Annotated in this window: 20 protein-coding genes and 1 tRNA gene; 11 read left to right on the forward strand and 10 right to left on the reverse strand. The window is 74.0% G+C overall.

Annotated features, from left to right (window positions below):
* Window positions 1-21 precede the first annotated feature (21 nt).
* Window positions 22-1,116 carry a tRNA 2-thiouridine(34) synthase MnmA gene (gene mnmA / locus ACZLKG_RS04205; protein ID WP_425707904.1) on the forward strand — a complete coding sequence of 365 codons (1,095 nt, stop codon included), beginning with the start codon at window positions 22-24 and terminating at the stop codon, window positions 1,114-1,116.
* A gap of 60 nt (window positions 1,117-1,176) precedes the next feature.
* Window positions 1,177-2,133 (forward strand): NAD(+) diphosphatase, encoded by a 957-nt coding sequence (gene nudC / locus ACZLKG_RS04210; protein WP_425707905.1) that lies wholly within the window; start codon window positions 1,177-1,179, stop codon window positions 2,131-2,133.
* A gap of 44 nt (window positions 2,134-2,177) precedes the next feature.
* Here the strand turns inward: nudC and ACZLKG_RS04215 are convergent, their stop codons facing one another.
* A complete protein-coding gene (locus tag ACZLKG_RS04215) occupies window positions 2,178-2,438 on the reverse strand; it encodes a mycoredoxin (RefSeq protein ID WP_425707906.1) in 261 nt (86 codons plus the stop codon).
* A 232-nt stretch (window positions 2,439-2,670) separates the two neighbouring features.
* Between ACZLKG_RS04215 and ACZLKG_RS04220 the strand changes: the two genes are divergently transcribed.
* The 3 genes from ACZLKG_RS04220 (at window position 2,671) to ACZLKG_RS04230 (ending at window position 5,621) form a co-directional block, all read left to right on the forward strand.
* Window positions 2,671-4,791: an ATP-dependent DNA helicase UvrD2 gene (locus ACZLKG_RS04220; protein ID WP_463648044.1), complete on the forward strand. Its 2,121-nt coding sequence runs from the start codon at window positions 2,671-2,673 to the stop codon at window positions 4,789-4,791.
* A 176-nt stretch (window positions 4,792-4,967) separates the two neighbouring features.
* On the forward strand, window positions 4,968-5,183 hold the full coding sequence (locus ACZLKG_RS04225) for a hypothetical protein (RefSeq protein ID WP_463648045.1): 216 nt from the start codon (window positions 4,968-4,970) through the stop codon (window positions 5,181-5,183).
* Between the two features lie 84 nt (window positions 5,184-5,267).
* The gene (locus ACZLKG_RS04230; RefSeq protein ID WP_425707909.1) at window positions 5,268-5,621 is read left to right on the forward strand and encodes a WhiB family transcriptional regulator; all 354 of its coding nucleotides are present in this window, start codon (window positions 5,268-5,270) and stop codon (window positions 5,619-5,621) included.
* Window positions 5,622-5,775: 154 nt separating this feature from the next.
* On the opposite strand, the gene ACZLKG_RS04235 is transcribed toward ACZLKG_RS04230, so the two are convergent.
* Together ACZLKG_RS04235 and ACZLKG_RS04240 are read right to left on the reverse strand one after the other, a co-directional pair.
* On the reverse strand, window positions 5,776-6,801 hold the full coding sequence (locus tag ACZLKG_RS04235) for a hypothetical protein (protein WP_425707910.1): 1,026 nt from the start codon (window positions 6,799-6,801) through the stop codon (window positions 5,776-5,778).
* Between the two features lie 171 nt (window positions 6,802-6,972).
* On the reverse strand, window positions 6,973-8,589 hold the full coding sequence (locus ACZLKG_RS04240; protein WP_463648046.1) for a zinc-dependent metalloprotease: 1,617 nt from the start codon (window positions 8,587-8,589) through the stop codon (window positions 6,973-6,975).
* 137 nt (window positions 8,590-8,726) lie between these two features.
* On the opposite strand from ACZLKG_RS04240, the gene ACZLKG_RS04245 reads away from it, so the two are divergent.
* A complete protein-coding gene (locus ACZLKG_RS04245; protein ID WP_463648047.1) occupies window positions 8,727-9,884 on the forward strand; it encodes a YlbL family protein in 1,158 nt (385 codons plus the stop codon).
* Window positions 9,885-9,957: 73 nt separating this feature from the next.
* On the opposite strand, the gene ACZLKG_RS04250 is transcribed toward ACZLKG_RS04245, so the two are convergent.
* Window positions 9,958-10,593 carry a PPA1309 family protein gene (locus ACZLKG_RS04250; RefSeq protein WP_425707913.1) on the reverse strand — a complete coding sequence of 212 codons (636 nt, stop codon included), beginning with the start codon at window positions 10,591-10,593 and terminating at the stop codon, window positions 9,958-9,960.
* A 202-nt stretch (window positions 10,594-10,795) separates the two neighbouring features.
* Between ACZLKG_RS04250 and ACZLKG_RS04255 the strand changes: the two genes are divergently transcribed.
* Both ACZLKG_RS04255 and ACZLKG_RS04260 read left to right on the forward strand, forming a co-directional pair.
* Complete coding sequence (locus tag ACZLKG_RS04255; RefSeq protein ID WP_425707914.1) at window positions 10,796-13,855, forward strand: UPF0182 family membrane protein; 3,060 nt, start codon at window positions 10,796-10,798, stop codon at window positions 13,853-13,855.
* Window positions 13,856-14,081: 226 nt separating this feature from the next.
* Window positions 14,082-14,158, forward strand: a tRNA-Met gene (locus ACZLKG_RS04260).
* A gap of 191 nt (window positions 14,159-14,349) precedes the next feature.
* Here ACZLKG_RS04260 and ACZLKG_RS04265 read toward each other — a convergent pair.
* Complete coding sequence (locus ACZLKG_RS04265) at window positions 14,350-14,826, reverse strand: SRPBCC domain-containing protein (protein WP_463648048.1); 477 nt, start codon at window positions 14,824-14,826, stop codon at window positions 14,350-14,352.
* 16 nt (window positions 14,827-14,842) lie between these two features.
* On the opposite strand from ACZLKG_RS04265, the gene ACZLKG_RS04270 reads away from it, so the two are divergent.
* Complete coding sequence (locus ACZLKG_RS04270; RefSeq protein WP_463648049.1) at window positions 14,843-15,235, forward strand: ArsR/SmtB family transcription factor; 393 nt, start codon at window positions 14,843-14,845, stop codon at window positions 15,233-15,235.
* 482 nt (window positions 15,236-15,717) lie between these two features.
* On the opposite strand, the gene ACZLKG_RS04275 is transcribed toward ACZLKG_RS04270, so the two are convergent.
* From ACZLKG_RS04275 to ACZLKG_RS04295, 5 genes are all read right to left on the reverse strand, one after another.
* Window positions 15,718-16,296, reverse strand: coding sequence for a dihydrofolate reductase (locus ACZLKG_RS04275; RefSeq protein WP_463648050.1), 579 nt, complete (start codon window positions 16,294-16,296; stop codon window positions 15,718-15,720).
* Window positions 16,297-16,298: 2 nt separating this feature from the next.
* A complete protein-coding gene (locus tag ACZLKG_RS04280; protein WP_425710078.1) occupies window positions 16,299-17,057 on the reverse strand; it encodes a thymidylate synthase in 759 nt (252 codons plus the stop codon).
* 288 nt (window positions 17,058-17,345) lie between these two features.
* Window positions 17,346-17,801, reverse strand: coding sequence for an Hsp20/alpha crystallin family protein (locus ACZLKG_RS04285; protein ID WP_425710055.1), 456 nt, complete (start codon window positions 17,799-17,801; stop codon window positions 17,346-17,348).
* Between the two features lie 435 nt (window positions 17,802-18,236).
* Entirely contained in the window at window positions 18,237-19,046 is an 810-nt protein-coding gene (locus ACZLKG_RS04290; RefSeq protein ID WP_425710056.1) for a hypothetical protein, read from the reverse strand.
* The gene (locus ACZLKG_RS04295) at window positions 19,043-19,510 is read right to left on the reverse strand and encodes an OsmC family protein (RefSeq protein WP_425710057.1); all 468 of its coding nucleotides are present in this window, start codon (window positions 19,508-19,510) and stop codon (window positions 19,043-19,045) included. The genes ACZLKG_RS04290 and ACZLKG_RS04295 overlap by 4 nt, the downstream gene beginning before the upstream one ends.
* A 126-nt stretch (window positions 19,511-19,636) precedes the next feature.
* Here ACZLKG_RS04295 and ACZLKG_RS04300 point away from each other — a divergent pair, with 126 nt between their 5' ends.
* The gene (locus tag ACZLKG_RS04300; protein ID WP_425710058.1) at window positions 19,637-21,079 is read left to right on the forward strand and encodes a glucose-6-phosphate dehydrogenase; all 1,443 of its coding nucleotides are present in this window, start codon (window positions 19,637-19,639) and stop codon (window positions 21,077-21,079) included.
* Entirely contained in the window at window positions 21,076-24,519 is a 3,444-nt protein-coding gene (locus ACZLKG_RS04305; RefSeq protein ID WP_425710059.1) for a proline dehydrogenase family protein, read from the forward strand. The genes ACZLKG_RS04300 and ACZLKG_RS04305 overlap by 4 nt, the downstream gene beginning before the upstream one ends.
* Window positions 24,520-24,521 lie beyond the last annotated feature (2 nt).

The raw sequence follows: 24,521 nt of genomic DNA on the forward strand, positions 1-24,521 counted from the left end.
CACCGACCCGGAAGGATCCCCATGCGCGTGCTCGCCGCCCTCAGCGGAGGGGTCGACTCCGCCGTCGCCGCGGCCCGCGCCGTCGAGGCCGGCCACGACGTGGTCGGCATCCACATGGCGCTGTCCCGCAACCGCGCCGAGCACCGGTCCGGCTCCCGCGGCTGCTGCTCGATCGAGGACGCCTCCGACGCCCGCCGCGCGGCCGACATCCTCGGCATCCCGTACTACGTGTGGGACCTGTCCGAGCAGTTCGACGACCTCGTGGTCAAGGACTTCCTCGAGGAGTACCAGGCGGGCCGCACGCCCAACCCGTGCGTGCGCTGCAACGAGCACGTGAAGTTCTCCGTCCTCGCCGACCGCGGCCGGGCCCTCGGCTTCGACGCCGTCGCCACCGGCCACTACGCGCGCCTCGAGCACACGGGCGCCGGGCCCCGGCTGTTCCGCTCCGCCGAGCCGGACAAGGACCAGAGCTACGTGCTCGCCGTCGCCGGCCGCGAGGGGCTCGGCCGCGCGCTGTTCCCCCTCGGGGACGTGCGCGCGAAGGCCGACGTCCGCGCCGAGGCCGAGGCCCGGGGCCTGCCGGTCGCCACCAAGCCCGACTCCTACGACATCTGCTTCGTCGCCGACGGCGACACCGCCGGCTTCCTGCGCTCCCGCCTCGGTGAGCAGCCCGGCGAGATCGTGGGCACCGACGGCGAGGTCCTCGGCGAGCACGACGGCGCGTACGCCTACACGGTGGGGCAGCGCAAGGGTCTCGGCCTCACGCGGCCCGCCGCGGACGGCCGGCCGCGCTACGTGCTCGACGTCGACACCTCGACCGCGCGCGTCGTCGTCGGTCCCGCCGAGCTGCTCTCCACCCGGCGGATCGAGGCGGGCGACGTCGTGTGGCTCGCCGACGACCACCCCGCCGAGGTCCCCACCGAGGCCGCCGTGCAGATCCGCGCCCACGGGGCGGCGCACCCGGCCGTGGTCACGCGCGACCGTGACGAGCACGGGGCCGAGCGCCTGGGCATCGACCTGCGCGAGCCGATCCGGGGCGTCGCCGCCGGTCAGAGCGCGGTGGTCTACCTGGGCGACCGCGTCCTCGGCCAGGCGACGATCAGCTCGCGGGGCTGACCGGCCACGCTCTCCGGTCGGGCCCCTCCGGCCGGGTCGGTTCGGGCCTACCGTGGGGCCATGCCGATGCTCGACGACCTGCCCCTCGCCCGCTCCACCGTCGACCAGGCCGCGGAGCGGCGGAACGAGGACGGCCTCTACGACCGGCTCCGTCAGGAGCCCGGCACCAGGGTGCTGCTCGTGCGGCGCGGCGAGGTCGCCGTCGACGGCGACGCGCTGGTCCTTCTCACGCCCGGCCAGCTGCCGAGCATCGGCTGGGACGCGGAGCGCATCCACCTCCTCGGGGCGGACGCCGACGGCACCTATCTCTCGGCCGACCTTCCGGACGACCTGGGCGACGTGCGGGACCTCGACGGCGTGCCGGTCGTCGAGGACGCGGCGCTCGTCGAGGCGGTGCACGGCCTGGAGTTCGCCCACCTGCGCGACGTCGGCGACGCGCTGTCCGACCGGGACGCGGGCCTCGCCACGACGGCCGTCGCCCTGTCGACCTGGCACCACCGGCACCCCCGCTGCCCGCGGTGCGGGGAGCCGACGGAGGTGCAGGCGGCGGGCTGGGTCCGGCGCTGCACGACCGACGAGGAGCAGCACTTCCCGCGCACGGACCCGGCCGTCATCGTCGCCCTCGTCGACGACCGCGACCGCCTCCTGCTCGGTCACGCCGCGCACTGGCCCGCGGGCCGGTTCTCCACGCTCGCGGGCTACGTCGAGTCGGGCGAGGCCGCCGAGGAGGCCGTGCGCCGGGAGATCATGGAGGAGGCGGGCGTGCGCGTCGTCGACATGGAGTACCGGGGCTCGCAGCCGTGGCCGTTCCCGTGCTCCCTCATGCTCGGCTACACCGCCCGGATCGAGGGTGTGGAGGACGCGCGGCCGGACGGCGAGGAGGTCACCGAGCTGCGCCTGTTCACGCGCGACGAGCTCGCGGCGGCGGTCCGGGTGGGCGACGTCTACCTGCCGATGCGCAGCTCGATCGCCCGCTCGCTCATCGAGGACTGGTACGGCGGCGAGCTCCTCGGCTGAGCCGAGGCGCCGCGCTCCTCGCGCGGTGTGCCGCCGCGCGGGTGTCAGCCGGCCAGGTGCGCGCGGACCTCGCTGAGCGAGGGGTTCGTCGCCGTCGAGCCGTCCGCGAACAGGACGGTGGGCACCACCTGGTCGCCGCCGTTGACCTCGGCCACCAGCGCGGCGGCGTCGGGCGTCCGCTCGATGTCGACCTCGGTGAACTCGACGCCGGCGGAGGTCATCTGCTTCTTGAGGTTGCGGCAGTACCCGCACCAGGTCGTCGTGAACATCGTGACCGTGCCGGGCCGGGGGGTGGGGACCGTCATCGTCGTCCTTCGCGTGGGGGAGGGGGCGGGGCGTCGTTCGTCGCCGACGGGGGTCGACCATGACGACGACCCCACCGTACGCCGATGCCTCAGCAGCGCGTCAGCGTGTCGCGTGGACCGGGTTCGGGATCGGACTCGGGACGGTCGCGGACCAGGGACGCAGAGCGCCGCGGAGGTCCGGTGATCCACAGGCGGGGCGTCGGTGTCGTCGCCCCCTGAGACACTGGGGGCGATGTCCGACCCGCTGACCGAACCCGCCGACCCGACCCGTGACCCGTCCGCGCCCGAGCCCGCCGCCGGTGAGCCCGCGGAGCTCCTCGAGGCGCTCGACCCGGACCAGCGGGCGGTCGCCGAGCACCTGACCGGACCGATGTCCGTGCTCGCCGGCGCCGGCACGGGCAAGACACGGGCCATCACCTACCGCATCGCCTACGGCGTGCGCACCGGCGCGTACGACCCGCGGCGGATGCTCGCCGTCACGTTCACCGCGCGCGCCGCCGGCGAGCTCCGCTCCCGCCTGCGGGACCTCGGCGCCGGCGCCGTCCAGGCCCGCACGTTCCATGCCGCGGCCCTGCGCCAGCTGTCGTACTTCTGGCCGCGCGTCGTCGGCGGGGCGGTCCCGCAGATCGCTCCGCACAAGGCGAGCCTCGTCGCCGAGGCCGCGGGCCGGCTCGGGCTCGGTGCCGACCGGGTGACCGTGCGCGACCTCGCCGCCGAGGTCGAGTGGTCCAAGGTCAGCCTGGTGACCCCCGAGGACTACCCGCGCGTCGCCGCGAAGACCGACCGGGACGAGGTCGGCGGCCACGACCGCGCCACGATCGCCCGGCTCCTCGAGCTGTACGAGTCGGTCAAGACCGAGCGGGGCGTCATCGACTTCGAGGACGTCCTGCTCTCGATGGTCGCGATGCTCATCGAGCGCACCGACGTCCGTGACGAGGTGCGCGGGCAGTACAACCGGTTCGTCGTCGACGAGTACCAGGACGTCTCGCCGCTGCAGCAGCGTCTCCTCGACCTCTGGCTGGGCGACAGCAAGGAGCTGTGCGTCGTCGGGGACGTGAGCCAGACGATCTACTCGTTCACGGGGGCGACCCCGCGCTTCCTCACCGAGTTCCCCAGGCGGTACCCGGGCGCCGCCGTCGTGCGGCTCGTGCGGGACTACCGCTCCACGCCCCAGGTCGTGCGCGTGGCCAACGAGATCCTCGCCCGCGCCGGCCGTGACCGGGACCGGGCCGCCGTCGAGCTCGTCGCGCAGCGGCCCAGCTCCGTGCCGGTGCGGTACGAGACCTACGACGACGACGCCGCCGAGGCTGCCGGGGTCGCCCGCCGGATCGGGGAGCTCGCCAAGGAGGGGGTCTCCCTCAGCGAGATGGCGGTCCTGTTCCGGACCAACGCCCAGTCCGAGGCGCTCGAGCAGGCGCTCGCGGAGCAGGGCATCGGTTACCTCCTGCGGGGCGGCGAGCGCTTCTTCTCCCGGCGTGAGGTCCGCGAGGCGATCGTGCTGCTGCGCGGCGCCGTCCGCTCGATGGCCGACGCCGAGCTCGGACCTACCGTGCGGGACCTGCTCTCCGGCGCCGGGTGGTCGCCCGAGCCGCCCGCCCAGCGCGGCGCCGCCCGCGAGAGGTGGGACGCGCTGAACTCCCTCGTCCAGCTGGCCGACGACCTGGCCGCGACCAGGCGGGCCGATCTGGGCGACTTCGTCGCCGAGCTCGACGAGCGCGCCTCGGCCCAGCACGCGCCCACGGTGGAGGGCGTGACCCTGGCGTCGTTCCACGCGGCCAAAGGGCTGGAGTGGGACGCCGTGTTCCTCGTCGGCGTGTCCGAGGGGCTCCTGCCGATCTCCCACGCGGGCGACTACGCGGAGATCGCCGAGGAGCGCCGCCTGCTCTATGTCGGGGTCACGCGTGCCCGCGAGCACCTCGAGCTGAGCTTCGCCCGCGCGCGTCAGGTCGGCGGACGCGCGAGCCGCAAGCGGTCGCGGTTCCTCGACGGCATGTGGCCGGAGGAGGAGCGCGCCGGTCGTGGCGCAGGAGGTGACCGGGTCGGCAAGCGGGCCGCCGCACGGGCCCGGGCGGAGACCTTCGCGACCGAGCACCCGGAGGCGGTCGAGCTCTTCGAGGGGCTGCGCGCCTGGCGGGCCGACGCCGCCCGACTGCGCGGCTGGCCGGCCTACTCGGTGCTGCCGGACGCGACCCTCCAGCAGATCGCCGTGCACCGTCCGGCGGACCTGCGCCAGCTCGGTCTCATCCGGGGCGTGGGCGCCACCAAGCTCGACCGGTTCGGTGGCCAGGTGCTGGCGGTCGTCCGTGGCGAGGACGTCGACGTCGAGGAGTGGCTCGCCCGCACCGAGGGGTGAGGCGTGCGGCACGAGGCCGCCTGATAGGGGCCGCCTCGGACGGGTCCGACGATCTCTTCCGTTAATTCCCTTGTGCCGCGCCACCGTGCCGCCTAATGTCACATCTGTCCGTGTCGAACGGGATCGGGTCTAGCCAGCCACGACGGTCCCCCGCTGAGGAGAAGGAGGTGCTCGGGATGATGAACACCAGCTACGCGATCGATTGCGATCTGGCCGTGACTGCTGCCAACGCGCGTGACGCGCTCGCGGGCACCGTCGGCACCCTCTTCGCGGGAGGTGTCGCTCCCTTCATGGGGAGTCGTGGCGGCGAGGCACCGGGGGAGAACTCCGCCCTCGCTCGCCCGCGAACCTGCGCGCGCCCCACGGCGCACCTCCGTCCCGACCTGGGCTGACACGCTCCGCGTGCGCCGTCGGGACATCCCGACGGCCTAGTCGCCGTCCCCCACCAGGAGACCGACGCACGACCGGAGCACCCGATGAGCACGCAGACCACTGCGTACCTGGCCCCGTCCACCAGAAGCGACGCGACGAACCGTCCCGTCCCCGTCACGATCGGCCTCGCGCCGCCCCTGCCCGCCGACGACGCGGGCACCGACGAGCTGCCCTGCCTGACCTCGGACGACCCCGACCTGTGGTTCGCCGAGCGCACGGCCGACGTCGAGCTCGCCAAGTCCCGGTGCGCGCCCTGTCCTCTGCGGGAGGCCTGCCTGGCCGGCGCCGTCGAGCGCGGAGAGCCGTGGGGCGTGTGGGGCGGAGAGGTCTTCGTCGACGGCGTCGTCGTGGCCGTCAAGCGCGGCCGCGGACGCCCGCGGAAGGACGCCGCCGCGTGAGGCGGGCGGCGGGAACACGTCTCCCGCCGCCCGCCTCACCTCGACCACGGCCGGGCGCCTGTCGCCGCGCCCGTGCCGGAACCGAGCGCGCTGCCCCCGTTCCCACCCCGGGTGCACCGCACCGCGCTCGACCCGGGCACGCCGCCCTCGAGCCCTACCCGGGTACGGGGGCGGTGCACCCGCACTCCGGGTGCACCGCCCACTCCCGCCTGATCTCCTCGCCGTCGAGGTCCAGCTCGAGCGACGCCCCGGTGAGCGCGTGCGGCGTGCCCGGCGCATCGAGGTATGCCGTGGCGGCGCCCACCGCCGTGGCGGCCGCCCAGCTCGCCTGCGCGTAGGACTCCGCGGGCTCGGGCAGCACCCGCAGCTGGGTGGCGACCGCCGGCCACGCCCGCTCGGCCGCGGCGCGGGCGACGTCGAGGCACCGCATGCACGGACCCCGCCCGGGCACGACCAGCGGTCCGACGGTGGTCGCCAGCTCGCCCACGACGACGACGAGATGCGCGACGTCCTCCTGCGCGAGCCGACGCAGCAGCGGGGGATCGCTCACCCTGGGCGTCGTCACCACCACGAGATCGGGACGGGTCCCGGGGGCGGCGCCGATCCGGAGCGCGGGCACGGCCGCTCGGAGGTCGTCGACCACGCACGACTCCCTCGTCCGACCGACGTCCGGCGCCCGGTAGGGCAGCACGTCGGTGGACAGCACCGGTGCCGGGTCCGAGACGAGGAGCGTGCCGACGCCCGCCGCGGCGAGGCCGGTCGCCGTCAGGGCGCCGGTGCGACCGAGCCCGGTGACGCCGACGACCGTGCGCTCCCGCACCGTGTCGGCCGCGGGCAGACCTGCCAGACCCGCCCGGTCGCGCCACTGGGCGTCACCCGTGGCACCGTCGCCCGCCGGGCGGCGGCCCGAGCCGTGCCCGATGATCTCGGACGCCTGGTGGGTGAGGACACCGGCGCGCGTGAGCAGCTCGACGAGGTGGTCCACCTGGCTCTTCGTCAGTCCGGCCGTCGCCCCGTACCGGTGCAGGTCTGCCCGCGTGGGCGCCCGGTCGAGCGCCTCGAGCAGCCGCTGCTCGGCGCCGGTGAGCCCGTCGAGGACCACCGCGCACCGCGGGTCGGTCCCCACCTGCGAGGACCCGGCGCCCCGCCACAGCACGTCCATCCCGGACACCAGTCGCATCTCGACCACCCCCGGGACGCAGGTTGCCAGCCCGGCGGGTGGTCGGGTCGGCGTCGTCCCCAGGTGGTGGGTGGCTGTGGACCTGGCGCCGTGACGACCCGGTGCGGTGCGGACCGGGAGTGGTCACGAACGGGAGTGGTCAGGACCGGGCGCGGGCAGCTCCGTCCGGTGTCACGACCGGGCAGGCTCGTCGCCGTCGCCGTCGCCGTCGCCGTCGCCGTCGCCGTCGCCGTCGCCGTCGCCGTCGCCGTCGGAACCGGCCCCGTCGTCGCCGTTGCCGTCGGAACCGGCCCCGTCGTCCGGTCCGCCGCCGGCCGGGCCACCGTCCGGTCCGGCGTCCGGCGCGTCCATCCGGGTCTCCGCGTCCGCCTCGTGCGGCGCGTCGTCCCGACCGGGTCCGGCCTCGTCGTCGGAGAAGATCCCGGCGAGGAAGGAGTCGAGGTCGGAGGACTCCTCGGCCGCCCGGTCCCGTCCCGCGGCGAAGCCCTCCGGGTCGGCGAGCTCCTCGGCGGTGGGCAGCACGTCGGGGTGGGACCACAGCTCGTCGCGGGCGGCCTGACCGCGCTCCGCGCCGTACAGCTCCCACAGGCGCGCGGCCTCCCGCAGGCTGCGGGGGCGCAGCTCGAGCCCGACGAGCGTGGAGAACGTCTGCTCGGCGGGCCCGCCGGCCGCGCGCCGGCGCCGGACCATCTCGCGCAGCTGGACGCCGTGGGGGAGGTGCGGCGCGACGGCGCGCGCCGTCACCTCCTCGACCCAGCCCTCCACCAGAGCGAGCAGGGTGGCCAGGCGGCTCAGGGCCGCCTCCTGCTCGGGGGTGTCGTCCTGGTCGAACACGCCCCCGGCCATCGCGCCCTGCAGCGCCTCCGGGTCGGTCGGGTCGACGGATCGCACGGCCTCCTCGATCTTCGAGGTGTCGATGACGATGGCGCGGGCGTAGGCGCTCACCGCGTCGACCACTCCGGAGCGTAGCCACGGGGAGTGGGTGAACACGCGGGCGTGCGCGAGCTCGCGCACGGCGAGGAAGTGCCGGACCTCGTCGAGGGGGACGTCCAGCCCCTCGGCGAAGTCGGCGACGTTGGACGGAACGAGCGCCGCGCCCGGCTCCTCGAGCAGCGGGATCGAGATGTCCGTGGTGCCCACGACCTCCCGGGCGAGCGTGCCGACGGCCTGGCCGAGCTGCATGCCGTACACGGCCTGCCCGATCTGACCGAGCAGCCCGCTCTCGTCGCCGAGCTGCGCGCCGAACGCCTTGAGCTCCTCGGGCGCGTCCTCGAGCTGGTTGCGGATCGCCGCCGCCATGGCCCGGGACATCGACGCGGCGACCGGCTCGGCCAGCGAGCGGAACATCGGCAGGGTGCGCTCCACCCATGCCGCGCGCGTCAGCGCCTCGCGCGGGCCGCCCGACGGCGGGAGCTCGGTCGCGACGTCGAGCCACAGGTCCGCAGCGCGCAGGGCCGCGCGGACCGAGTCGGCCTCGGCCGAGGTGACGGCCGGGTCGCCACCGGTGACGGCCGTGCGCCGGGCGAGGTCGGTCGCGAGGCGCCAGTTGACGGGGCCGCTGCCGTCGGGGCGCATCATGGCCTGGACCTGCGCGATCAGCGGGGCGAGCGCGGAGGCGTCACCCGGCAGGCCGGCCGCCTGACCCATCGTCGCCGGGTCCATGCCGGCGCTGCGCATCGCCTGGACGGCCTGTGCAGCGGCCTCCGGGCCCAGCATCGAGGAGAGCATCTCCTCCCAGCTGCTCCTCTCGCCGTCGTCGGGCTCGCGCGGGGCGGGGTCCTGGCTCATGGCACTCCTCGGCATCGGTCGTGGTGCCACGGTAGTGCGCGCGGACCTGCGGCCCGGGATCGGTTCGCCCACGGCTAAGGCCGCAGGTCCCCGCCGCCGTGTGACCGGTCGTGGCCGGTGAGAGGCATGATGGCCGGGTGCCGATCCCGAACGACCCCTACACCGCGCACGTGCCCGAGGACGAGTCCCGCGTCGCTCTCGCCGCACGCACGCTCACGCTCGCGGTCTCCGGCACGCTCACGGTCCTGCTGCTGCTCGTCATCATGCTCGTGCCGGTGCCGTACGTCGTCGAGCGCCCCGGGCCGACCGCGGACACCCTCGGCGAGCTCCAGGGACACCCGCTCATCACCGTCGACGGCGCGGAGACCTACCCCACCTCCGGCGAGCTGCGCCTGACCACGGTCTCCACGCTCGGCGGCCCGGGCTACCCGGTCACCGCGGGCGACGTGGTCCGCGGCTGGGTGCTGGGTTCGGAGACCGTCGTGCCGCGCGAGGCGGTGTACTCCGAGACGGAGACGTCCGAGTCGATCGCCGAGCGCGGGCAGGCGCAGATGCTGTCCTCACAGACGAGCTCCACGGTCGCCGCCCTCACCGAGCTCGGGCACGAGATCCCCATGACGCTGACGGTCTCGGTCGTGTCTCAGGACTCGGGCGCCGCGGGGGTCGTCGAGGTCGACGACGTCATCACTGGCATCGCCGCCCCCGGCGGCCGGATGGAGGAGGTGCCGGACTACCAGGAGCTGGTCGGGACCCTCGCCGAGGTCGAGCCGGGACAGACCGTGCGGCTGCGCGTCGAGCGTGACGGCGAGCCGCGGGAGGTCGAGGTCGTCACGTCGGCCCCGCCGGTCGACGCCACCGGCGCGCCCCTGCAGGACGGCTCCCTCCTCGGCATCGGTATCCTGCCCGACGTGGATCTCCCCGTCGACGTCGCCTTCGACATCGACCGGATCGGCGGGCCCTCCGCGGGCATGATGTTCGCCCTGGCGATCATCGACATGCTCACCGAGGGCGAGCTGACCGGCGGCGAGGTCGTCGCCGGCACCGGGACGATGGACCTCGCCGGCCGCGTGGGGCCCATCGGCGGCGTCCGCAAGAAGATGGTGGGTGCCGAGAACGACGGCGCCGACTGGTTCCTCGCCCCCGCATCGAACTGCGCGGAGACCGTGGGCTACGTGCCGGACGGGCTCACTGTCGTCCGGGTGGCCACCCTCGAGGAGGCGCGCACCGCGGTCGAGGAGATCGCCGCCGGGCGCGGTGACCAGCTGCCGGGCTGCGACGTCGTCGCGGCCGACTGACGCTGCCGCGCACCGACTCCGCCGGCCCCTCCTGAGGCGTCCCGCCCCGGGGCCGCCGGCCCCGCGCGCGGGCTCAGCTCAGGGTCGCGGCGAGCGCGTGGACGAGGCCGGGCACGGCGTCGGGCGAGCCGGCGACCATCGTGTCGTCGTCGTGGGCGCGGGTGCGCAGCGCGCACCACGACTCGCCGGAGCGCAGCACGCCGACGGCCATGCGCACGTCCTCGCGCGACGGGTGCTCCCGGAGAGCCCGGAGCGACTCCTCGGGGTCCGACGGCAGCCCGGCCTCCGCCTCCGGCGGGACCACGATCCGCTCGACGACGATCGCGGCGCCGGCGACCTCGTCCGGCCACGCCAGCTGACCGAGGAGCTCGTCGAGGGTGTCCGACTCGGGCAGGCCCTCCTGCTCGACGGCGAACAGGTGGTCGGGATCCGTCCGGCCCGCCAGCACGGCCTCGACCCCGAGGGTCGTCTCGAGCGACGGGTCCGCGGCAAGGGCCTCGCCGGTGCGCACGAGCGCCGCGACGATCACCGGACCGTCCCAGCCGGCCCGGGCGGCGTGCCGCTCGAGGTCGAGCACCGCGGCTCGCACGGCAGAGGTCCGTGGGGACGGCGCGGCACCGTCGGTCGACGGGGTGTCGGTGCCGGCTGCGGGCACGGCACCGCCGGGCGTGGTGGGACCGGGTTCGGGCGGGTTCGGGGCGTCCGTCATGGGCCCATCCTCACCCACGCGTGCACCGGCGGGGTGCCGAGGCTGCGCCCTGCGCGAACAACGTGGCCGAGGCCTCCCGAGGGGCGAACCGGGCCGGGCGTGCAGCGCTTACCCTGGAGTGGACCATCGACAGTCGTGGGGCCCGATGCCGGACCGCGCGACCGCACATCCGTGAGGTGCCTTCCGCGTGACCATTCCACCCATGTCCCGACCCGGCCGCGCGCAGGGCCCTCGACCGGGCTCGGGCTCCAACGAGCGCACCGTCGGCACCCTCGCGATGACGATCATCGTCATCGGCGTGCTCGCGGCGCTCGTGTTCGCCTTCGCCCAGGTCTGGACGGAGCTGTCCTGGTACCACCAGATCGGCTACGAGGGGGTGGTCTACCGGGAATGGGGCTCGCGCGCCGTCCTGTTCGTCATCGGCCTCGTCGTCTCCGCGGGCGTGGTGCTCACGTGCCTGGAGATCGCCTACCGCTCGCGGAAGGTCTACGCCCCGACGACTCCGGAGGAGCGGAACCTCGACCGCTACCGCGGCATGATCGAGCCGCGACGGAGGCTGCTGTTCGTCGCCGCCGCGCTGGTCCCCGGCATCTTCATGGGCCTGCGCCTGCAGTCGTCCTGGCGCGAGCTGCTGCTGTGGCTCAACGGACAGACGTTCGGGACCACCGACCCGCAGTTCGGCCTGGACCTGGGCTTCTTCGTCTTCACCCTGCCGGCGCTGCGCGCCCTGCTGTCGGTGGTCATGACCATCGTCGTGCTGGGCCTCATCGCCACCGTGGTCGCGCACTACCTCTACGGCGGGCTCTCGCTGGCGCGCAAGGACAGCCGGGTCTCCCGTGGCGCGCGCGTCCAGCTCGGCGTGCTCGCGGCGCTGTTCGCCCTGCTGCTGGGCCTCTCCTACTGGCTGGACCGCTACTCCCTGCTCGTCGGTGACAACCAGCGCTTCTCGGGTGCCTCGTACGCCGACGTCAACGCCGCGCTACCCGGGCGCGCGGTGCTCGCCGCCATCGCGGTGCTCGTCGCCGTGATGTTCGTCGTCGCCGCGGTGCGCAGCACCTGGCGCCTGCCCGCCGCGGGGGTGGCGATGATGGTGGTCGCGGCCATCGTCGTCGGGACCGCCTACCCGGCCGTCGTCCAGCGGTTCGAGGTCGAGCCGAACGCCATCGAGGCCGAGTCGCCGTACATCCAGCGCAACATCGAGGCCACCCGGGCGGCGTACGGGCTCGACGGCGTCGACAGCGAGCCGTACGAGCCGACGACCGACGTCGAGCGCGGCCAGCTCGGCGAGGACAGCGCGGCGACCACGCAGATCCGCCTCCTCGACCCCAACCTCGTGTCGCCGACGTTCGACCAGCTCCAGCAGATCCGCCAGTACTACGGCTTCCCGGAGCAGCTGAGCGTCGACCGCTACGAGCTCGACGGCGAGATGCAGGACACCGTCATCTCCGTGCGCGAGGTCAACCACGACGGCCTCAGCGACGAGCAGCGCACCTGGGTCAACCAGCACACCGTGTACACGCACGGCTTCGGCGTCGTCGCCGCCCAGGGCAACTCGCTCGACCGGGACGGCCGTCCGCTGTTCTTCCAGGAGGGCATCCCGTCCCAGGGAGAGCTCGGCGACTACGAGCCGCGCGTCTACTTCGGACAGGACACCGACTTCTACTCGGTCGTGGGCGCCCCCGAGGGGACCGACCCGTGGGAGCTGGACTACCCGTCGGACTCCGCGCCCAACGGGCAGGTCAACTCGACGTTCACCGGCGACGGCGGACCGTCGATCGGCAACTTCCTCGAGCGCGCGATGTTCGCCATGCGCTTCGGCGACATCCAACTGATGTTCTCCGACCGCGTGACGTCGGAGTCGCAGATCCTCTTCCACCGCGACCCGCACGAGCGCGTCGCCCGGGCAGCCCCGTACCTCACGCTCGACTCGCGGGCCTACCCCGCGGTCGTGGACGACGACGACGACCCCGAGACGCCGTCGCGGCTCGTGTGGATCATCGACGGCTACACGACGTCGAACGACTACCCCTACTCGGCCCGCGAGTCCCTCGAGGAGGCCACCGAGGACTCCCTGTCCGAGGGGCAGGCCGGTGTGGCCGGCACGGCCTACGTGCCGGAGCAGGTCAACTACATCCGCAACTCGGTCAAGGCCGTGGTCGACGCCTACGACGGCTCGGTCACCCTCTACGAGTGGGAGCAGGGCGAGGACGAGAACCCGGACCCGATCCTTCAGGCCTGGCAGTCCGTGTTCCCGGAGAGCAACATCCAGCCGGTCAGCGAGATGAGCGGCGACCTCATGGCGCACATGCGCTACCCGGAGGACCTGTTCAAGGTGCAGCGCACGCTCCTGTCGCAGTACCACGTGACCGACCCGGCCACCTTCTACTCCGGTGCGGACTTCTGGAACATCCCGACCGACCCGACGGCGTCCGGCAACGGCGTGCAGCAGCCGCCGTTCTACCTGACCCTGCAGATGCCCGGCCAGGACGAGGCGACGTTCTCGTTGTCGACCGCGTACATCCCCGGCGGTGAGAACCCGAGGAACGTGCTCACCGGGTTCGTCGCCGTCGACTCGGAGACGGGCAACACCCCGGGGGAGGTGAGGGACGGCTACGGGGACATCCGGCTCATCGAGCTTCCGCGCAACTCGACCGTCCCGGGACCCGGGCAGGTCCAGAACAACTTCAACTCGAGCCCGGAGGTCTCCACCGAGCTCAACCTCCTGAGGCAGGGTGGCTCCGACGTCCTCCTCGGCAACCTGCTCACGCTCCCCGTGGGTGGCGGTCTGCTCTACGTCCAGCCCGTGTACCTCCAGGCATCCGGCGGTACCGCGTACCCGACGCTCCAGCGCGTGGCCGTGGCGTTCGGCGACGAGATCGGGTTCGCCCCGACCCTGGACGAGGCCCTCGACCAGATCTTCGAGGGCGAGTCCGGCGCGGCCACGAGCGAGGGCGCCGGCGTGGAGTCCCCGTCCGAGGGCGCCGAGCCTGAGGAGCCGACCGGCTCGGTCGACGTCCCGGCCGGTGCGCAGCAGCGGCTCGCCGACGCCCTGGCCGAGATGCAGGCGGCGCTCGCCGAGTCCAACGAGGCGATGGCGGCCGGCGACTGGACGGCCTACGGCGAGGCGCAGGAGCGGCTCAGTGCGGCCGTGGAGGACGCGCTCGCGGCCGAGGCCGAGATCGCCGCGGCGACGGGTGAGGACCCGATCGGCGAGTCCGCGTCCGAGGCGCCGTCCCCCGGGGTCGAGACCCCGAGCGAGTAGCCCGCACGACGACGGAGCCCCGGCCGCGAGGTCGGGGCTCCGTCGCGTCCCGGCCGGTCGGCACTTGGTCGCCTGACGATCACCGGCCCCCGCCGACGGCGTTCGCGCCCGAGGCGGGGGCCGTGAACGTGCCCGGGTGCGGCCGTGAGGCGGGTCGCAAGGTGAGCGGACCCACGTCGTCATCGGTTGAGTCCCTGTTCCCCGTGTCGTAATGTTGAGGAGTCGCCGCGGGGTGGAGCAGTTCGGTAGCTCGCCGGGCTCATAACCCGGAGGTCGCAGGTTCGAATCCTGTCCCCGCTACCACGCGCACGGCGCCACGAAGGCCCGGACCACACGGTCCGGGCCTTCGTCGTGCATCAGGTGCCTGCCGGTCGGGGGCACCCCACCTGCGGCAGGGGCGGGACGCTATGCCCGGGCACGCAGCTTCGGCGTCGGCGTCCCCAGCGAGTGGTGAGTGGCGAGCGGCGGCCGCGGCTGACGAGCCGCCGGCCGGCTCACACGTAGAAGCCCTCGCGCAGGTTGATGCCGTGCTCCACCCACGCCTTGAGCGCGTTGAGCATGCTCGTCCAGCCCTCGCAGTTGTCGAAGGCGGCGCGGGCGCCACCCTCCGTGGGCAGCCAGGACTCCTCGGTGATGGTGACGAGCGTGCGGGAGCCGCCGTCGATCGGCTCGAGCGCGAAGGTCGTCCGCGTGGCTCCGGAGGTGGTGGTGCCCTCGTCGGCGCCCCAGCGGATGACGATGCGGTGAGGTGCCTCGCTCTCGAGGACGGTCACGGGGAACCGCCCGGGAAAGTCGGCGAAGTCCCACGTGACGTCGGCTCCGGCGTCGAGCCGGCCGCGTGCGCCGCCGGTGGTGAAGTATCGAGAGAGCTGGTCGGGGTCGGCGATGGCCTCGTAGACCTCGGCGCACGGTCGTGCGACACGTCCGGAGACGGTGAACGCCAGGAGCTCGGGCGGGTTCTCGATTGACATGTGATAGTTTTACAACATGTTGGCTCGGCGTGACAAGGGGTTGCCCGACATCCGCGACGACGTCGGTGGCGACGTCGGTGAGGGCACCGGTCACGACGCGGGGGACGCGGCCGACGACCTGGTGTTCAAGGCGCTCGCCTCGCCCGCCCGACGTCGCATGCTGGACGCCCTCAAGGAGGCCCCCCGCACCACCGGCGAGCTGTGCGCGGCCGTGTCCTTCCTCGACCGCACCACGGTGCTGCAGCATCTACGGGTGCTCGAGAGGGCGGGGCTCGTCACGGGACGCAGGGTCGGCCGGGAACGTCACCTCGCCCTCGCGCCGATGCCCATCCGGCGCATCCACGACCGATGGATCAGCTCCTACATGCGTGCCGCGGTCGACCTGCTCGACGAGCTCGGTGCCGAGTGATCGGGGCAGTGCGTGTGGAGGCGTGACCCGGCGAGCGGATACCGCCAGAGGGCTCCGCTCGCGCGGTCAGGGTTCCACTCGCGGCGAGAGCCGCACGCCGTGGCTCTTGACTACAGGCGCCGCCGGCGGAGCAGGCGGGACACGATCCCGCCGATGCCGCGACCTCCGGTGCGTGGTCCTCCTGCCCTCGGCGCCGCCGGGCCGACACCGGGCCCGCGGCGCGTCGTACGGCGAAGGAGTCGAGACAGTCGGCCGAGAATCATCGTTCGCTCCGATCACTGGTCGGTGTGACCCGTGCACCGTAAGCCTGACGACGCTGATTCGGCGCGGTGGGGCGTCGTCGAGCTCCCGCTGCGGGAGGCGTCTCGAGGATGTCCCCGGTCCGACACGACCCTGGTCCGGCACGACCCTGGTCCGTGACGACCCCGGTCCGGTCGTCGCCGTGGCGGAGCAGCGCCGAGCGGTGAGCGGGCCCGCGTGAGTCAGCGCGGGTCGCCACTACCGTCGTGGGAACCCCCGCGGACCAAGGTGCGGGACCGGTATCGCGCGCCCGACGACGACACGTGCCAGCCCTCGGCCGGCTCACGGCGCACCTCGGTCCACTCACCGGGGTCCAGGGTCGGCGCTCGCACGAGCGTCGGGTCGTCGCCGAGCCGCACGTCGATCTCCGTGACGACCAGGCGGCTCACGTGCGGCAGCGCGGCGGCGTACACCTGGCCCCCGCCCATGACCCAGCCGTCCTCCCCGGCGAGGCGGAGCGCCTCGGCGAGGTCCGACGTCGTCGTCGCGCCGGGGAAGCGCGCCGGGTCGCCCGAGGTGAGGACGACGTTGAGCCGGCCCGGCAGCGGGCGGAACCGCTCCGGGAGTGAGTCCCACGTGCGCCGGCCCATGACGACCGCGTGCCCGCGCGTGGTGGCGCGGAAGTGGGCGAGATCCTCGGGCACGTGCCAGGGCATCGAGGTGCCGTCGCCGATGACGCCGTCGAGGGACTGGGCCCAGATCGCGCCGAGCCCCGGGGCGGACCGCCCGTCGCCTGTCGCGGCGTGCTCGCCGAGAGACATGCTCAGACGGCGACCGGCGCCTTGATGGCCGGGTGGTGCTCGTAGCCCTCGACCGTGACGTCGCCGATCTCGTGCTCGAAGATCGACCCGCGCGGGGCGAGCCGCAGGGTGGGGAAGGGGTGGGGCTCCCGCGTCAGCTGCTCGGTGACCTGCTCGACGTGGTTGTCGTAGACGTGGCAGTCGCCGCCGGTCCAGATGAAGTCGCCGACCTCGAGGCCGACCTGCGCGGCGACCATGTGGGTGAGCAGCGCGTAGGAGGCGATGTTGAACGGGACGCCGAGGAAGAGGTCGGCGCTGCGCTGGTAGAGCTGGCAGGACAGCTTCCCGTCGGCCACGTAGAACTGGAACATCACGTGGCACGGCATCAGCGCCATCTTGTCGAGCTCGGCCACGTTCCAGGCCGAGACCACCATCCGGCGCGAGTCGGGGTTCGTGCGTAGCTGCTCGAGCACGGCGGAGATCTGGTCGACGTGGCTGCCGTCGGGTGTGGGCCAGGAGCGCCACTGCACGCCGTAGACGGGACCGAGGTCGCCGTCCTCGCCGGCCCACTCGTTCCAGATGCGGATGCCGTTGTCCTGCAGCCACCGCACGTTGGAGTCGCCCGCGAGGAACCAGAGCAGCTCGCCGACGATCGACCTCAGGTGCACCTTCTTGGTCGTGATGAGCGGGAACCCTCGGGACAGGTCGAAGCGCAGCTGGTGTCCGAAGATCGAGCGCGTCCCCGTGCCCGTGCGGTCCGACTTGCGCGTGCCGGTCTCCATGACCAGGCGGAGCAGGTCCTCGTAGGCGGTGCTGACGGTCGAGGGGGCTGTGGTGGTCACCAGTGCATCGTAGGCGCCCGACGACGCCGGCCCACGGTGGCGTGCGCGACCGCGTCGTGCCTGCCGGGGCGCGTGCCCTGGCCGGGCCTCGCGGGGAGGTCCACGCACGACGACGGCCGGAGGCGTGTGCATCCGGCCGTCGTCGTGGAGCCGGGCCGTCCCCGGGGTCCGGGTCGGGCCCAGGTGTGGGCGTCAGGCCCGGGCGTGGGTCAGGCCCGTGAGTGGGCGTCAGGCCCGGGCGGCGGCCGCCTCGGACGACGTGGCGTCGATCGGGGTGGCACCGGCGCCGTGCGTGACGGTGATCTTGCGGGCCCGGTTCTCCTCGGCGACGGGGATCGTCAGCGAGAGCACGCCGTCGGTGTAGGTGGCCTCGATGCGGTCGAGGGCCACGCCGTAGCCGAGCGTGAGCTGGCGGGCGAACGTGCCCGACGGGCGCTCGTGGGTCAGCCACTCGGCGTCCTCGGGGGCACCCGCGGTGCGCTCGGCGCGGACGGTGAGGGTGCGGTCCTCGACGTCGACGTCGATCGATGCCGGGTCCACGCCGGGCAGGTCGATCGTGGCGACGTAGGAGTCGCCCGTGCGGTACAGGTCCAGCGGCATCCCGGGCGAGCTGGGCGACTGGCGCATCGGGTTGAGCATGCGCTCGAGCTCGCGGAACGGGTCTGCGGTGCGGTAGGTGGCCATGAGTGGTGTCCCTCCTTGGTCGGGGCCGGGTGGGTCGCCCGGCGTCATGACTCCATTGTTGCCGCCCTGAGCGGTCCAGGTCAGTAAAGTTGAGCCATGTTCGCTCAAGGCTGACGGCCTGGCTGTGGCACCGTTCGTCGAGGGCGCGGATCGTCGTCGAGGACGCGGTGTGTTTCCCAGGGCGCGGATCGTCGTCGAGGACGCGGTGTGTTTCCCAGGGCGCGGTTGGTCGCCGAGCGCGCGGTCGACCTGCTGAGGGCGCGGCGTGCGGCCGAGCGCGCGGTTGACCTACCGAGTGGAGGTCCGGCGGCCGTCCACTCGGTGCGTCGATCGGGCCCTCAGTGGCAGACCGCGCTCTCGGCGAGGAGTAGGCGGAGCAGGCGGCGCGGCTCGGCGCGGCTCGGCCGGGCCCGGTGGGGGTGCTGTCGGCCGGCGTTACTCCTGATCGGCGAACAGCTCCGGCGGCGGTCCGAACGCGGTGCGGGTGCCTTCGACGACGTCGCGCCCGAGCGCGCGGGCGCCCCGGTAGCCCAGCACCATGCCGACGCCGAACGGGGCGAGGCGGCCGAGGGCGAGCCGGAGGCCACGATTCGCGCCGGCCCGGGCGAGCTGCGCCGTGAGCGCGCGGTTGAGGGACCGCACGCTGCCGGACGAGAGCTGGCCGAGTGCCGTGCGCGCCCAGCCGAGCCCGCTGAGCCCGAGCTCACCGGACACGACCCGGGCCCCCTCCTCGCCGAGCAGGGCGGAGAGCAGCAGGGAGCGGCGCTTCTCCAGGTCGTCGACGTGGACACCGTGCACCTCGGCGACGGCGAGCACGTAGCGCGCCGAGGCGTCGACGAACGCGGCCATCTGGGCGCTCGTCATTCCCACGGCGACGGCCGTGCCGAGGACGGGGAACGCGGCCGTCGCGCCGACCGCACCGCCCAGGCGCGAGACCGACCGGACGTAGTCGCGCTCGAGATGACGCAGCAGCCGCTCGGGACTCGGCCGCCACATGCGCTCGCGCGTCTTGCGCACCTTGGTCCGGGCGCGGCGCCCCTCGACCCGGATCGCGGCGTCGACCATGCGCCGGAAGCGTCCCGGCGTGACGACGTCGTCGTCCGGGGTCTCGACGTCCGCGCTCACGTCGTCGGCGTTCTCGACGTCCGCGCTCACGTCGTCGGGGATCTCGTCGTCGGCGTTCTCGACGTCCGCGCTCACGTCGTCGGGGATCTCGTCGTCGGCGTTCTCGACGTCCGCGCTCACGGCGCCGGGGCCCCTGCTGCGCTGTCGGTCACCGTCAGGGTCGTGCGGGCGCCGGCGCGCAGCGTGCGACCGACGGTGCACTGCCGCTCGATCGCCTTGTCGATCCGCTCGAGGAGCCGGTCGCGCGCACCTTCCTCGAGCCCGCCCACCCCGAGCGCGAGGTCGACGTGCAGGTCGGTGTACCGGTTCTCCGCCGAGTCCTTCTCGCGGCGGACGCGCGTGACGACCTCCGCGTCGTCGCCGAGAGCGTGGGCGATCCGGTGGTCGGCGGACAGCGCCTCGCACGCCGCGAGGGCGATCTGCAGCAGCTCGCCGGGCGTGAAGGCCCCGGGCGCGCCGTCGCCGCCGATCCGCACGCTCGCGCCCCGGGCGTTCGTGCCGGTCGCCGTGCGCACCCCGGTGCGCGTGACCGTGAGGTCCGGGTCGTCGTCGGGCTGTGCCGTGGCGGGGAGGGGATCGGTCATGACGACGATCGTGGCACGCGTGGGCCCGCCGTGCGCGGCCGGGGCTCGGCGCGCTGTGCTTCGTGGGCCCGCCGTGCGCGGCCGGGGCTCGGCGCGCGGCACGTACGCGTGCTCTAGGTTGGTGACGTGAACGTAAGCCGCGCCAGTGCCGCAGACATCTCCACCCCCAAGGCCGTCATCATCGTGCTGTACGGCGCGTCCGGGGACCTGGCCCACCGCATGGTGATTCCCGCGATCGCCGAGATCCGCACGCGTGGACTCATGCCGGAGAGCTGGGCGATGGTCGCCTCGGCGCGCGAACCGCTGACCGACGACGAGTTCCGGGGCCGGGTGCGGGAGAGCCTCGCGGAGAGCAGCGGCGGACTGCCGGAGGACGCCGAAGAGATCCTCACGCACATGTACTACGCCTCGGGCCGCTTCGGCCCGCGGGACGAGTCCGAGCTGCCGGAGATGCTCGACCGCCTCTACCGCGACATGTGGTCCACGGCGGGCCAGGAGCCTCTCGTCATCCACTTCCTCGCGGTCCCGCCCAGCGGGTTCCGTTCGGTCACGGAGGGCCTGAAGGTCCACGACCTCGTCACCGAGTCCACCAGGGTGGTCTTCGAGAAGCCCTACGGGACCGACCTGAAGAGCTTCGAGCAGCTCGACCGGGACGTCAAGGAGGTCCTGGCGGAGGAGCAGATCTTCCGGATCGACCACTTCCTCGGCAAGGAGGGCGTCCAGACGATCTACGTCCTGCGATTCGCCAACCACCTGTTCGGGTCGGAGTGGTCCCGGCACTCGGTCTCGCAGGTGCAGATCGACGTCCCGGAGGACCTCGACGTCGCGGACCGCACGGACTTCTACGAGCAGACCGGCGCCGCGCTCGACATGCTCGTCACCCACCTGTTCCAGGTCCTCGGCCAGGTCGCGATGGACCCGCCGTTCGACATCCGCAACCCGGAGCAGATCCTCGCCGAGCGGGAGCGGGCCCTGCGCGCGCTGCGGCTCGACCCGGCGGAGGTCGTCCTCGGGCAGTTCGAGGGCTACCGCGACCTCGAGGGGGTGCCCGACGACTCCACGCAGGACACGTTCGTCGCGGCCCGCGTCTGGGTGGACACCGACCGGTGGCGAGGGGTCCCGTTCCTCCTGCGCACCGGCAAGCGGATGGCCCTCAAGGCCCAACGCATGACCCTCGTGCTGCGCCGCCCGGACGGCCCGCTGTTCGACGAGGACCTCGAGCCCAACACGATCGAGGTCAACTTCGCCGGCGCCGGCGCGGTCTCGCTCAACATCGCGGTGAAGAAGCCCGGACCGGAGTTCACCTTCTCCTCCGGCCGCGCCCGTCTCGACCTCAACGACGTCCCGCTGAGCGAGGCGCTGAGCCCCTACGCGTCGCTGATCCACGACGTGCTCACCGGCGACCGCTCCCTGTTCACCACCGCGGACGGCCTGCGCGCCGCGTTCGAGGCCTTCGCCCCGCTGCAGGGCGACGAGCGCCCCGATCCGCAGCCCTACGCGCCCGGCTCGTGGGGTCCCGCCGCCGCAGCAGAGCTCGCCTTCCCCCACCGGTGGATGCTCGGACAATGACAGAGGCAGCCCCGGTCGACGACGCGGTCGAGCTCGCCCGCACCTGGGCCGAGGCGAGCGCCGAGGGGGAGCGTCCCGAGGAGCGGGCCGCCACACGTCGCCTGGCCGACCTGCTCGCCGACCCGGGAGGGCTCGACCTCGCGGTGCGCTTCGTCGACCGGGTCGCCCGGCCCGAGGACGTCACCGTGGCCGCGCGCGAGCTCGCCCGCATCGGCTCCGGGGCGGACGCCGCCTTCCTGTCGGGGTTGGACCGGACGCTCCTGCGTGCCGGGGCCCTCGTCGGCCGGCTCGCGCCCGGCGTCGTCGTCCCGCTCGCCCGGCGGCGCCTGCGCCAGATGGTCGGCCATCTCGTCGTCGACGACACCGACCAGGCGCTGACCGAGCGCCTGGCTCGCGCGGCGGGCGACGGGGAGCGCCTCAACCTCAACCTGCTCGGTGAGGCGGTCCTCGGCGAGGAGGAGGCGTCGGACCGCGCGCGGCGCACCCTCGAGCTCGTCTCGCGCCCGGACGTCGAGCACGTCTCGGTCAAGGTCTCCACGCTCGTCCCGCAGATCTCCACCTGGGACACCGAGGGCACGGTCCAGCGCGTCGGCGAGCGGCTGCGCCCCGTCTACCGCGCCGCGCTGGCCCGGGACCCGCACGTGTTCGTCAACCTCGACATGGAGGAGTACCGGGACCTCGACGTCACCGTGGAGGCGTTCACCGCGATCCTCGCCGAGGAGGAGTTCACCGGCCTGTCCGCCGGGATCGTCCTGCAGTCCTACCTGCCCGACTCCTCGCCCGCGCTCGACCGGCTCCTCGCCTTTGCCCGCGGCCGCCGCGACGCCGGGGGCGCGCCGGTCGGCATCCGCCTGGTCAAGGGCGCGAACCTGTCGATGGAGCGCGTCCAGGCCGAGGTGCGCGGCTGGCCCCAGGCGCCGTTCACCACCAAGGCCGAGACCGACGCCGCCTACCTGCGCCTGCTCGAGCGCGCCCTGCGCCCGGAGAACGTCGGTGCCGTGCGGATCGGCGTGGCCTCGCACAACCTCTTCCACGTCGCCCACGCCCACCTGCTCGCCGGGGAGCGGGGCGTCACCGGGATGATCGACGTCGAGATGCTCCAGGGCATGGCGCCGGCGCAGGCCCGCGCCGTCGCCGCGGACGCCGGACGGATCGTCCTGTACACGCCGGTCGTCGCGCCGAAGGACATGGACTCCGCCATCGCCTACCTCGTGCGCCGCCTCGAGGAGTCCGCCGCCCCGGAGAACTTCGTCCACGCGTTCGCCACCGGCGACCCCGGCGCGCTCGACGGCCAGGAGGACGACTACCGGGCCGCCGCCCTGGCGGCGGCCGCGCCCGCACCGCCACCGCGCCGCACCGGTACCCCCGTCCGCTCCGCGCAGCGGTTCGTCCAGGCCGTCGACACCGACCCGGCGCTCGCCGCCTCGCGGGTGTGGGCGGCCGAGCACGTCGCCGCCCCCCGGCGCGAGCCCACCTCCCCGGTCCCGTCGACCACCGGGGCGATCGACGACGCCGTCGCCCGCGGCCTCGACGCGCGCGCCTCGTGGGCGGCGCTCGAGCCGGGGGAGCGGGCCGCCGTGCTGCGCGGCGCGGCCGACGCGCTGGAGGCCAGGCGTGGGGAGCTCGTCGGGCAGGCGGCCGCCGAGGCGGGCAAGGTGATCGACGAGTCCGACCCGGAGATCTCCGAGGCGGTCGACTTCGTCCGCTACTACGCCGACCGTGCCGAGGACCTCGGGCTGTTCGCCGACCACCTCGACACCGACGGCGCCCGGTTCGTGCCCGACCGGCTCGTCGTCGTCACGCCGCCGTGGAACTTCCCCGTGGCCATCCCCACCGGAGGAATGACCGCCGCGCTCGCCGCGGGGTCGGCCGTCATCGTCAAGCCCGCGCCCCAGACCCCGGTCCTCGCCGAGATCGTCGTCGAGACGCTGCGCACCGCGCTCGCCGACGCCGGCCTGGACCCCGACGTCCTGCAGGTGCTGCGGGCGCGGGAGAACGAGGTGGGCCGGCGGCTCGTCACCCACGAGGACGTCGACCGGGTGATCCTCACCGGCGGCACCGACACCGCGCGGCTGTTCGCCGGCTGGCGGACCGACCGCGCGGGCGGGCACGGCGTGCTCGCGGAGACCTCTGGGAAGAACGCCATGGTGGTCACGGCCTCCGCCGACTACGACCTCGCCGTCGCCGACCTCGTGCGCTCGGCGTTCGGCCACACCGGCCAGAAGTGCTCGGCAGCCTCCGTCGCGGTGCTCGTCGGACAGGCCGGGACCAGCGAACGGTTCCGGCGCCAGCTCGTCGATGCCGTGGGGTCGCTGCGGGTCGGCACTCCGGACGACCTGGGCGTGACGACCGGGCCCCTCACAGAGCCCGCCGCCGGACGCCTCCTGCACGCGCTCACCGAGCTCGACGAGGGCCAGACCTGGCTCGTGCGACCACGGCGCCTCGACGGCGAGGGGCGGCTCTGGTCACCCGGCGTCCTCGACGGCGTCCAGCCGGGCTCCCGCGCGCACCTCACCGAGTTCTTCGGCCCCGTCCTCGCGCTCGTGCGCACCGAGACGCTCGACGAGGCGATCGAGGTCGTCAACGCCACCGACTTCGGCCTCACCTCCGGACTGCACTCCCTCGACGGCGAGGAGATCGAGCGGTGGGCGGAGGGGATCGATGCCGGGAACCTCTACGTCAACCGGCACAGCACGGGCGCGATCGTGCGCCGGCAGCCCTTCGGCGGCTGGAAGGACTCCAACGTGGGCCCGGGCGCGAAGGCCGGCGGACCCAACTACGTCACCCAGCTCGGCAGCTGGGTCGAGGACGGCCTGCCCTCGCGCCTGGCTGAGCCCGAGCCCCGCGTGCGCGCGGCGCTCGCCGACCTCACCGGCATCGTCCCCGTCCAGCCCGAGCGCCGGTGGCTGCGCGCCGCCGTCGGCTCGGACGCGCACGCCTGGGCGAACGACCTCGGCCTCGCTCACGACCCGACCGGGCTGGCGGCCGAGTCCAACGTCCTGCGCTACCGTCCGCTGCCCGTGCTCCAGGTGCGGGCCGGGCCGGACGCGCGGACGGTCGACCTCGTGCGCCTCCTGCTGGCCGGCGAGCTGACGGGGACGCTCGTGCGGGTCTCGCTGCACCCGGACCTGTCCGCCCGGCTCAAGGGCTGGGCCACCGAGGGCGAGCCCGCCCGACGGGCGCTGCGCCGGCTCACCGAGCACGTCTCCGCCGTCGAGACGGCGCAGGACCTCGCCGCGCGACTGGCCGGCGGGCGCGGGCGCGTGCGCGTGCTGGGCTCGGAGCGGGCCGAGCTCGGGGACCTGCTCGCCGACGTCCGGTACCACGTGTCCGTGGCACCCGTGCTGGCGACCGGGCGTCGCGAGCTGCTCGGGATGCTGCGCGAGCAGGCGGTCTCGACCACCCGCCACCGCCTCGGCCACCTGCCCGCCGAGGCGTAGGG

It is taken from the genome of Georgenia sp. Z2081, from assembly GCF_055326445.1.